We start from the raw sequence: 10,816 nt of genomic DNA on the forward strand, positions 1-10,816 counted from the left end.
TGGCGGGCGATCAGCTCCTCGAGCGGGTCGGCACCCGCAGAGGGGGCGGCGGCGACCAGGGTGGGCCGTGGCGGGGCCGAGGCGTCGCGCAGCCGCTCGGCGATCAGCGCCTCCAGCGGGTCCGGCGCCTGCTCGGGGTAGAGGTCGAATACCAGCCGGTGCTGGTAGGCGGCGACGGGCGGGAGCGAGAACACCTGCGGCAGCGCCGCCTGCTTGAGGTCGATGACCAGCCGCACCACGCCCGGGGCGTTCTGGCCGACGCGGATGCCGGCGATGTTCGGATCGTCCGGCTGCACCTTGGCGACCAGCTCGCGCAGGGAGGGGCTCAGGTCGATGCCCTCGATGTCGACGGCGAGCCGCGGCGGTGTCGCCACGAAGAACTGGCGCGCGACCAGTTGCCGGTCGGATTCGATGGTGACACGGGAGTAGTCCTGGGCGGGCCAGATGCGCACCGCCAGGATCGAGGCGCCGCGCGCCAGGTGCTGGTGGCCCAGCAGCAGCACCAGGCTGCCGGCACGCAGCAGCGCACGCCGGCGGGCGCTGGGAAGGAGGGAAGAACCGGCAGGGTGGGCGGAAGGTGCGTTCTTGCTCATCGCGTCCGGGGCGGGTCCTGGCGCAGGCCGTGGAGCAGCTCCAGGCCGCATGGGGTGGCGGCAGCGATGCGCGCGTGCCGGCTGCCATCATCGCCGGCTTGCAGCGAGATGGCAAGGTCGGGCACGGGCAGGGCGCCGACCGCTTTGGCGGGCCATTCCGCCAGTTTCAGGCCGGGGCCGGCAAAGATGTCGCGAAAGCCCGCGTCTTCCCACTCGCGGGGATCGTCGAAACGGTAGAAGTCGAAGTGCCAGATGTCGAGCGACCCGGCCTGGTGCGGCTCGACGACCGCGTAGGTCGGGCTCTTGATGCGCCCCGTGACGCCGAGTGCGCGCAACAGATGACGCACCAGGGTGGTCTTGCCGGCGCCGAGCTCGCCCTCCAGGGTGATGAAGGCGTTGCGCAGCGCCGGCTGCATCGCCAGCCGCTGCGCGAAGGCCCGGGTGTCGTCCTCGCTGGGCCAGTGAAGCGCCCATTCGGCGGGTGGGGAGTGCGGGCTTCCTACAATTTGTCCACGATGGTCGCCAGCAGCAGTCAACTTCTTCCTCTCCTAAGGCAATGGGCCCGGGAATTGGGATTTTCCCAGATCGGGATCGCGGGGGTGGACCTGTCCAGCGCCGAGCCGGGGCTGATGCAGTGGCTGGCCGAAGGCTTTCACGGCGACATGCACTACATGGAGGCGCACGGTGCGCGGCGCGCCCGCCCGGCGGAGCTGGTGCCCGGCACGGTCAGCGTGATCACGGCGCGCATGGACTACCTGCCGCGCAACACCCCCGAGGACTGGCAGGCGCTCGAGTTCGCGCGCCTGCAGCGGCCCGGGGAGGCCATCGTATCGGTTTATGCGCGGGGCCGCGACTACCACAAGGTGCTGCGCAGCCGGCTGCAGAAACTCAGCGAGCGCATCGCCGAGGCGCTGGGCCCCTTTGGCCACCGGGTGTTCACCGACTCGGCGCCGGTGCTGGAGGCGGAGCTGGCCAGCAGGAGCGGCCAGGGCTGGCGGGGCAAGCACACGCTGGTGCTGTCGCGCGAGGCGGGCTCCATGTTTTTCCTCGGGGAGATCTACGTGGACGTGGCGCTGGAGCCCACGGAGGCAGTGAGCGCCCACTGCGGGTCGTGCACGGCGTGCATGGATGTCTGCCCCACCGGGGCGATCGTCGCCCCCTACCGGGTCGATGCGCGCCGCTGCATCTCCTACCTCACCATCGAGCACCACGGCGCCATCGACCCGCAGCTGCGGCCGCTCATGGGCAACCGCATCTATGGCTGCGATGACTGCCAGCTCGCCTGCCCGTGGAACAAGTTCGCGCAGGTGAGCAGCCTGCCGGATTTCGATGCCCGCGCGGGCCTGGTGGGGGCGCAGCTGGTGGAGCTGTTCGCCTGGGACGAGGCCACCTTCCTGCGTGCCACCGAGGGCAGCCCGATCCGCCGCATCGGGCACGAGCGTTGGCTGCGCAACATCGCGGTGGCGCTGGGCAATGCCCTGCGCAGTGCGGATCCGCTACAGGCCGAGGGGCTGCGCGTGGCCCTTTCCAGCCGGCTCGGGCACCATAGCGAGACCGTGCGCGAGCATGTGCAGTGGGCACTTGCACAACGGCCAGATTGAATCTTCATGCCGCAACCCCTGTCCACTTTGCCGCTGCCTCGCGCGTGGGTGGGCAGGCGCGGGCGGCGTCGGCGCCTGCTGCTGGCGCTGGGTTGTTTCGTGGCCGTGGTGGTGGCCTATTGGGTGGCGCTGCTGGGGGGCCAGCAGGCGCAGCTGCGCGAGGCGCGTGCCCAGGCGCAGTTGCGCGCCAGCCAAATGGCGCATGCCACTTCAATCCAGGTGCAGACGCTGCTGTCGGGCATGGACGCGACCCTGCAGGGCCTGGCCTCGGTGTATGCGCGGCGCGAGCAGGCGGGCTTCGATCATGCGGTGCGCAGCCTGGCGTCGGCCTATCCACCCGGCGTGGTGCTGCAGGTGGCGGTGGCCGATGCGCGGGGCGATATCGTCTATTCCAGCCTGGAGCCCCAGGGCAGACCCCAGGCAGCCGTCTCGATCCGCGACCGGGAACACTTCCAGGTCCAGGCGCAGGGGCGGGTGGAGGGCCTCTACGTCGGCCGTCCGGTGCGTGGGCGGGTCTCGCAGCAATGGTCGATCCAGCTCACGCGGGCGCTGCGCTCGCCGGAGGGCGCCTTTGCCGGCGTGCTGGTGCTGTCGCTCTCGCCCGAACACCTGGCCCAGTACCTGCGGGCCCTGGCGAGCGGCAGCGACGGAGAGGTGCTCAGCCTGGTGCGCACCGATGGCATCTACCTGGCCCGCTCCCGGAACTTGGAAGAGGCGCTGGGCCAGTCGCTCGCGCCGCAGCGCCTGGCGCTGGTGGATGCATCGGGGGAGCGGGGAGGCGACGCGCTGGAGACCGAACACGGCGACCCGCTGCTCGTCGCGTGGAACCGCGTGCCCGGGCGGTCGCTGCTCGTGCTGGCGGACCTGGACCTGCGCGCCGTGCTGGCGCCCGTCAAGCGCGCCCAGCGCGTGGTGCGCCTGCGCGACGGGATCGGGACCCTTCTGGTCACGCTGGGCGCGCTGTGGAGCCTGTGGCTGGTGGTGCAGCACGAGCGCAGCGAGCGCCGACGCCTGCTGGCCGAGCGGCGCTTTGCCTTGCTCGCCCACGAGGCGCCCGGGGGGCTGTTCGAGATGCGCATGGCAAGCGACGGGCGGCCAAGGCTGGCGTTCTCCACCCCGGCCTTCCAGAGCGTGCACGGCACGTCGGCCGACGGGACCATCGAGCCGTCGGCGCTCATGGCGGCCGTGCACCGCGCCGACCGGCCCGCGCTGCGCGCGTCGATCCGGCGCAGTCTGGCGACGCTGGAGCCCTGGAACCACCGCTATCGGGTGGACGACGCCGCGCAGCCGCAAGGGGTGCGCTGGCTGCACGGCCATGCCCGGGCCCAGCGCGACGAGGAGGGCAGGCTGTCGTGGTACGGCTATGTGCATGACGTCACGCGCGACGAGGCCCTGCAGGAGGGCATCCGGCGCAGCGAGGAGCGGCTGCGCCTGGCGGTGGGCGCGGTGCGCGACGGTCTCTGGCAGTGGGATTGCCACAGCGGCCGGGTGCACTGGGACGCGCGCTGCTACGAGATGCTCGGCCATGCTGACCAGGCGTTTCCCCTGGACTTCGAGGGGCTGCTGCAGCGCGTCCATCCCGCCGACCGCGAGCGCGTGCGCGCCGAACTCCAGCGCCATCGCCGGGAGGGCGGGGAGCTGCGCCTGGAGGCGCGCATGGCGACCGCCGAGCGAGGTTGGCGCAGCATCGAGATGCGCGGTGGCGTGGCCGAGCGCGACCGGGCCGGTCGGCCGCTGCGTCTGCTGGGCACGCAGACCGACATCCAGCAGCGGGTCGAGCAGGCGCGCCTGATCCACGCCCTGTTGGATCGCAGCAGCGCGCTGATCTTCGTCGCCACGCCGGGGCGCGACATCTCCTATGCCAACGAGCGCGCGGCCCGGGCCTTCGGGCTGCCCGTGGGCGACCAGCCGCCGGGCCAGTCGCTGCAGCGGATCCACCCGAACCGGGAGAGCTTCGAGGCTTTCGGCGCACTCTACCGACAGCTGCAGGCGAGCGGCACGGTGCACGCCATCCGGCAGCTGCGCACGGCCGGCTCGCGCTGGCACTGGTTCGACATGCAGGGCACCTTGCTCGATCCGGACGACGAGCGCGGTGCCGTGATCTGGACGCTCATGGACATCGACGCGCGCCGGCGGGCCGAGCTGGCGCTCGAGCAGGCGCAGCAGACGGTGGCGGCGCTGATCGACCGCTTCCCTTCGGGCATCCTGATCGCCGACGCGCGGGGACGGCGCGTGGTCGCCGCCAACCGGATGCTGATGCACGCCTTCGGCTCGGATGCCGAGCCATCGACCCTGGTGGGCCTGCCGTTGGCGGTGCTGGGAAAGCGGTTGCCGCAAGGGCTGCGCAAGGTGCTGCTGCGCCGGGACGGCCAGCGCGCGCTGCCCACCGGACGCACGCTGCACGGCCTGCCGGACGGCCGCTTCCTGGAGGTGGAGTCGCTGCACCTGCGCGAGGGCGAGCGCTCCATCGGCCACTGCTGGGTGGTGAGCGACGTGACCGAGCGGCGCCAGCGCGAGGCGCGGCTGGAGACGCTGGCGCTCACCGATGCGCTGACCGGCGTGCCCAACCGGCGCGCCTTCGAAGAGCGGATGGCAACCGAGCTGCAGCACCTGCGCGCCGGGCTGGTGCCGGCGGCTGCGGTGGTGCTGCTCGACATCGACCACTTCAAGCAGGTCAACGACACCCACGGCCACGCCATCGGCGACGTGGTGCTGCGCGAGCTGGCACAGACGGTGGCGGGCCGGCTGCGCCGTCAGGACATGCTCGGGCGCATCGGGGGCGAGGAATTTGCCGTGCTGCTGTCCGGCGCGACGGCCGAGGAGGGGCTGCGGCGCGCCGAGGAGTTGCGCCGGGCGGTGGCGCAGCGCGAGATCGCGATCTCCGAAGAGCGCGCGCTGCGCATCACCATCAGCCTGGGCGTGAGTGCGCTGGACGGCCAGGACGACGAGGCCCTGGCCTGCCTGGAGCGGGCCGATGCCGCCATGTACTTCTCCAAGCGCCACGGGCGCAACCGCGCCACCCTGTGGAGCGCGGACCTGCCCCCGCTGTCGGGCCGCGCCGGAGCCGCCGGGTGAGCGGCAGGGTGGGGCGCGCGCGCCGGCAGGCCTAAGGGGCTGACTGGACGGTGGCGGGGGCGCTGCAGGCACGCAGCAGCGTCAGCGCCCCATCGGATGGCAGCCAGCGGCCCATGGGATGGCATTCCCCGCGCACGCACAGCTCGTAGTCGGCCGTGAATTCCGAGCGCGTCAGGCGCAGAACTCCCGGCATCCGTTCCGCCGGGCGGTAGTGGTACCAGCCGCCCTCGAGCCGCGCGTCGGGGGGCGGCTCCATGCCGGCCGCCGAGCCGCGCACCCGGGCGGCCGTGGCAAGCAGCACAGGGGGGGAGCCGGCCTGGATGCGGTAGTCCTCCTCCCAGCGCACCTTCTCGATGGAGTGGGTCCAGGCGAGCGTGAACTCCGGGGCCGCAACGAAGACCGGGCCGGCCGCGCCGGCTGCGGCCAGGGCGAGGCAGATTCCCAGGACCACTCCCCGCCCTCCTCAGGCCGCCTGCCGCGCCACGGCGCGATGGCGCCACCAGTGCCAGGCAAGGAACAGCCCGATGGCGGCCAGGCCAGCCTCGTCCGTGAGCGGCAACGCCACCACCAGCAGGCTCGCCGCGCCGATGGCCACGATGCGCTCGACCCAGTTCAGCGGGCCGAACAGGAAGCCGATGGCGCCGGCACCCCACATGGAAACCGCCAGCAGGGCCTTGAAGACCACCCAGCCGGTATCGAGCCAGTTGCCCTCCTGCAGCATCAGCGCCGGGCTGTAGACCGCCATGTAAGGCACGACGAAACCCGCCACCGCGATGCGCACCGCCTGGATGCCGATCTTCAGCCCGCTTTCCCGGGCGATCGGCGCCGCCGCGAAGGCCGCCAGCGCCACCGGCGGTGTCAGGTCGGCCATGATGCCGAAGTAGAAGACGAACATGTGCGAGACGATCAGCGGCACGCCCAATTGCAGCAGCACGGGCGCTGCCAGCGAACTGGTGATGATGTAGTTGGGGATGGTCGGAATCCCCATGCCCAGCACCAGGCAGGTCAGCATGGTCAGGAACAGCGCCAGCAGCAGGCTCTTTTCGCCGATGGCGATGATGTGCCCGCCCAGCTCGGCCGCCACACCCGTCAGGTTGATGATGCCGATGATCACGCCCACCAGGGCGCAGGCGATCGCCACCGGCAGCGCATGGCGCGCGCCGTCGGCCAGCGCGGTGAGCGCCAGCTGGCGCGCATCGCCACCGCGGCGCAGCACGTAGGTCAGCGCCACCAGCACGGCAGTGATGGCCATGAAGGTGCCGACCCCGAACCAGTAGAAGCCCGCGCAGGCAAAGCCCAGCAGCACCCAGAACAGCGAGCGCAGGGCGGTGCCGCGCACGCCGCTGATCACGGCTGCGCCGAAGATCAGGATCACCGTGAGCGCCAGGCCGACGGTGCCCGAGAACATGGGCGTGTAGCCCGAGAACAGCAGCCCCACCAGCCCGATCAGCGGCAGCAGCAGGTACCAGCGCTGGCGCACCGCGACCCAGGGATCGGGGCACTCGTCCTTGGGCAGGCCCAGCAGCGACTTGCGCCCGGCCTCCAGGTGCACCATCCAGAACGCCGTGAAGAAGTACAGGATGGCCGGGATGACGGCCGCCTTGACGATCGCCACGTAGGGCACGTTGATGGTCTCGGCCATGATGAAGGCCACCGCCCCCATCACCGGCGGCATGATCTGCCCTCCCATGCTGGCCGTGGCCTCCACGCCGCCGGCGAAGGCCGGGGTGTAGCCGAAGCGCTTCATCAGCGGGATGGTGAACTGCCCGGTGGTGACCACGTTGGCCACGCCCGAGCCGTTGATGGTGCCCATCAGCGCCGAGGAGATCACCGACACCTTCGCCGGGCCGCCGCGCGTGTGGCCCACCGTGCCCAGGGCGAAGTCGTTGAACAGGTTGATCATCCCGGCCTGCTCCAGGAAGGCGCCGAACAGGATGAACAGGAAGATGTAGGTGGAGGAGACGTAGGTCGGCGTGCCGTAGATGCCCTCGGTGCCGAAGGCCAGCGTGCTGACGATCTGGTCCATGCCGAAGCCGCGGTGCGCCAGCATGCCCGGCAGGTATTCGCCGAACATGCCATAGGCCAGGAACACGCCGCAGATGACCGGCAGCCCCCAGCCCATGGCGCGGCGCGCCGCCTCGAAGACCAGTGCGATCAGTACGATGCCGATCACCCAGTCCATGGAGACCAGCTCGCCGGCGCGCGCCGTGAGGTCGGCCTCGTAGATCCAGTGGTAGAAGCTGAAGGCAAAGCCGAGCAGCCCGAGCGCCCAGCCCAGCACGCGCCCGGCACGCGCCACGCCGGGGGAGCGGTGCTCGCCCGGCGGGTACAGGGCAAAGATCATGAGCAGCACGAAGCCCACGTGGATGGCACGGATGACCTGGCTGGACATGGGCTGGAAGGCCGCCGTCCACAGCTGGAAGGCCGAGAACAGGATGGCGACCCAGAACAGGGGGCTGCGCCGGCCGGCCAGCGGGCCGGCGGTGGTGGGGGTTTCGCTCATGGTGGTGTCCGTGTCATGAAAACGGCCCCTGTCGAAGGGGCCGTGTCGTCTCTGGTATCAGGACGGGGCTCAGGCCCTCGTCACTTGATCAGGCCGACTTCCTTGTAGTAGCGCTCGGCCCCGGGGTGCAGCGGGACGGGCATTCCCTGGACGGCGTTCTCGCGCTTGATGGCCTTGGCGGCGTTGTGCGCGGCGTGCAGGGTGTCCAGGTTCTCGTAGAGCTGCTTGGCCATCTCGTAGGCCAGCTCGTCCGACACGCCCGCGTGCGTCACCAGGAAGTTGGGGATGGCGGCCGTGGCCACGTCCTCCGTCTGGCCGGTGTAGGTGCCGGCGGGGATGGTGGCGGGCTGGTAGGCAGCGTCTCCCACCTTGGCGACCACGTCGGCGGGCACCGGCACGACGACGATCTTCACCGTGGTCGCCAGGTCGCGGATCGAGGCGACGCCCAGGCCGGCGGACTGCAGCGTGGCGTCGAGCTGGCGGTTCTTGATCAGCTCGACCGACTCGCCGAAGGGCAGGTACTCGACCTTGCCCAGGTCGTTGTAGCTCATGCCGGCAGCCTTCAGGATGGCGCGGGCGTTGAGCTCGGTGCCCGAGCGCGCCGCGCCCACGGAGATGCGCTTGCCCTTGAGGTCGGCCAGCGTCTTGATGCCGGCGTCGGCGTTGGCGACGATCTGGATGTAGTTGTTGTAGGTGGCGGACAGGCCGCGCAGCTTGTCGAGCTTCTTGGGAAAGCCCGCCTCGGCATCGCCCTTCCAGGCGTCCGACAGCGCGTCGCCCAGCGTGAAGGCGACTTCGCCGCGTCCGGCCTGCAGCAGGTTCAGGTTCTCGGCCGAGGCTTTGGTGACCTGCGCCGTGGCGCGGGCGTTGGGAATGGTCTTGGCATAGACCTGCGACAGCGCCACGCCCAGCGGGTAGTACACACCGCTCTGGCCGCCCGTCAGGACGTTGATGAACTGCTGCTTCTGGGCGTGGGCGGTGGTGGCGACGAGGGCGGCACCGAGGGTCAGGCCGAGGCCGATTTTCTGAATCCAGCGCATGGATGGGTCTCCTGTCTTGTGTTGGGCGCAAGAGCGGCAGAATAGCGCAACTGCCGGCCGCCCACCCGGGCGCGCCAAAGAGCCCGAATGGGGTAATTACCGATTGCTGCGCCGCGAAAACCGCCGCGCATCGTAACACTGTGTGTCTCGCCGAAGCTGTGCCCGTGGTGCCACCCTCCGAACAGGACCTGATCCTGCAGTTCACGGATGCCCTCTGGCTGGAGGAGGGGCTGGCGCGCAACACGCTGGATGCCTACCGGCGTGACCTCATGGCACTGGCGCTGTGGCTGGCCGCACAGGGGCGCGGGCTGCTGCGGGCGGACGAGGGCCTGCTGCACGGCTATTTCGCACATCGGCATGCCCAGACCCGCGCCAGCACCTCCAACCGGCGCCTGACGGTCTTCCGGCGTTTCTTTCGCTGGGCGCTGCGCGAGCGCCTGATGGCGCAGGATCCGACCGTGCGGCTGGGGGCGGCGCGCCAGGCGCCGCGCCTGCCGCAGGCGCTCAGCCAGGCCCAGGTGGAGGCGCTCCTGCGCGCGCCGGACGTGGAGTCGGCGCTGGGCCTGCGCGACCGCGCGATGCTCGAGCTGATGTACGCCAGCGGCCTGCGCGTGAGCGAGCTGGTGGCGCTCAAGACCTTCCACCTGGGCCTGGCGGAAGGGGTGCTGCGCGTCATGGGCAAGGGGGCGCGCGAGCGGCTGGTGCCCTTCGGCGAGGAGGCGCGCCTGTGGCTGGAGCGCTACCTGGGGCAGGCGCGCGGCGCCATCCTTGGGCGGCGCCAGAGCGAGGACCTGTTCGTCACCCAGCGCGGCGCCGCGATGAGCCGCGTCATGTTCTGGATGATCGTGAAGAAATACGCCCGGCAGGCCGGCATCACGGCGCCGCTGTCGCCGCACACGCTGCGCCACGCCTTCGCCACGCACCTGCTCAACCACGGGGCCGACCTGCGCGTGGTGCAGCTGCTGCTCGGCCACGCCGACATCTCCACCACCACCATCTACACGCACGTGGCGCGCGAGCGGCTCAAGCAGCTGCACGCCCGCCACCACCCGCGCGGCTGAGCGCGGGCCGGCGCCTCAGTCGCCTTGCTCGAGCAGGCTCTCCGCCCAGGCGAGCGCCTGCAGGTGGGCCCAGTTGACCTGGCGGTTGGACAGGTGCAGGGCCTCGGCGGTGCGTGCGAAGGCCGCATCGTCCCCGCTCTCGCAGGCCCGGGTGAGCTCCAGGAAGGGAGCAAAGACGCCGGTGCCATGCATCAGCGCATCCACCACCGATTGCGGCAGCGCGACGGTCTCCAGGGCCTGCTGCAACGGAATGCCGAGCATCACGTCCAGCAGCGAGAACACGCCCACCACGAAGGCGTTGTCGCACTCGTCGGGCGGCAGCAACTCGGCGGCGAGCAGCTCCATCAGCCGCCCGCGCACCACCGCCGTCTGCCCCACCGCCGGGGGCGAGCCCGTATTGCGCGAGGTGGTCAAGAGGAGCGCCGCCCAGCGGAACAGCTTCTTGAGCCCCAGGATCATCACGGCATGGCGAAACGACGTGATCTCCACCGACAGCCCGAAGCCCGACGAGTTGATGAAGCGCAGCAGGTTGAAGGACAGGGTCGGGTCCTTCTTGAGCAGCTCCTCGATCTCCGTGACCGCGGCCTGCTTGCGCACCAGGTTGATGAGCTGCAGGATGGTCGCCTGCGAGGGGCGGATGGTCTGGGCCTTGACGACCGTGGGCTGGGCGAACCAGTAGCCCTGGAACAGTTTGACGCCCAGCGCGGCCATGCGCTCGTACTGTTCGGCCGTCTCGACCTTCTCGGCCACCAGCCTGGCCTCGCTGTGGGCGCGCGCGAACTTCACCAGGGGCTCGGCAAGCTCTGGCTTGAAGGCCTGCAGGTCGAGCTTGATGAAGGAGGCATGGGGCAGCCAGCTGGTGTAGGCGCGGCGCAGCACGTCCTGGTTGAAGGCGATGCGAAAGCCGCGCGCGCGCAGGTCGCCGAGGATCGGCAGCAGCCGC

The 10,816-nt window shown here is 70.8% G+C and carries 9 protein-coding genes; 3 read left to right on the forward strand and 6 right to left on the reverse strand.

The annotated features are described in order from the left end of the window. Both A612_RS02135 and tsaE read right to left on the reverse strand, forming a co-directional pair. Window positions 1–593, reverse strand: a 593-nt coding sequence (locus tag A612_RS02135; protein WP_019372964.1) for an AMIN domain-containing protein, incomplete at its 3' end; no start/stop codon positions are given. Beyond that, window positions 590–1,129 carry a tRNA (adenosine(37)-N6)-threonylcarbamoyltransferase complex ATPase subunit type 1 TsaE gene (gene tsaE / locus A612_RS02140; RefSeq protein ID WP_040435678.1) on the reverse strand — a complete coding sequence of 180 codons (540 nt, stop codon included), beginning with the start codon at window positions 1,127–1,129 and terminating at the stop codon, window positions 590–592. The genes tsaE and A612_RS02135, both read right to left, overlap by 4 nt. Between tsaE and queG the strand changes: the two genes are divergently transcribed. Then, window positions 1,109–2,194, forward strand: a complete 1,086-nt coding sequence (gene queG / locus A612_RS02145) for a tRNA epoxyqueuosine(34) reductase QueG (RefSeq protein ID WP_040435680.1) — start codon at window positions 1,109–1,111, stop codon at window positions 2,192–2,194. The two genes, tsaE and queG, sit on opposite strands and share 21 nt — an antisense overlap. Window positions 2,195–2,200: 6 nt before the next feature. Further along, window positions 2,201–5,269, forward strand: coding sequence for a diguanylate cyclase (locus A612_RS02150; RefSeq protein ID WP_019372967.1), 3,069 nt, complete (start codon window positions 2,201–2,203; stop codon window positions 5,267–5,269). Between the two features lie 31 nt (window positions 5,270–5,300). Here the strand turns inward: A612_RS02150 and A612_RS02155 are convergent, their stop codons facing one another. From A612_RS02155 to A612_RS02165, 3 genes are all read right to left on the reverse strand, one after another. Continuing rightward, complete coding sequence (locus tag A612_RS02155; RefSeq protein ID WP_019372968.1) at window positions 5,301–5,720, reverse strand: DUF1850 domain-containing protein; 420 nt, start codon at window positions 5,718–5,720, stop codon at window positions 5,301–5,303. A gap of 12 nt (window positions 5,721–5,732) precedes the next feature. Further along, window positions 5,733–7,772 (reverse strand): TRAP transporter permease, encoded by a 2,040-nt coding sequence (locus A612_RS02160; RefSeq protein WP_019372969.1) that lies wholly within the window; start codon window positions 7,770–7,772, stop codon window positions 5,733–5,735. Window positions 7,773–7,852: 80 nt separating this feature from the next. After that, window positions 7,853–8,812: a TAXI family TRAP transporter solute-binding subunit gene (locus A612_RS02165; RefSeq protein ID WP_019372970.1), complete on the reverse strand. Its 960-nt coding sequence runs from the start codon at window positions 8,810–8,812 to the stop codon at window positions 7,853–7,855. A 167-nt stretch (window positions 8,813–8,979) separates the two neighbouring features. Here A612_RS02165 and xerD point away from each other — a divergent pair, with 167 nt between their 5' ends. Beyond that, complete coding sequence (gene xerD / locus A612_RS02170) at window positions 8,980–9,873, forward strand: site-specific tyrosine recombinase XerD (RefSeq protein WP_040435687.1); 894 nt, start codon at window positions 8,980–8,982, stop codon at window positions 9,871–9,873. A gap of 15 nt (window positions 9,874–9,888) precedes the next feature. Here the strand turns inward: xerD and A612_RS02175 are convergent. Next, on the reverse strand, window positions 9,889–10,816 hold a 928-nt coding region (locus A612_RS02175; RefSeq protein WP_019372972.1), incomplete at its 5' end, for an EAL and HDOD domain-containing protein.

Origin of the sequence: Melaminivora alkalimesophila, from assembly GCF_000282995.1 — a bacterium.
GTDB classification, from domain to species: Bacteria; Pseudomonadota; Gammaproteobacteria; order Burkholderiales; family Burkholderiaceae_C; genus Melaminivora; species Melaminivora alkalimesophila.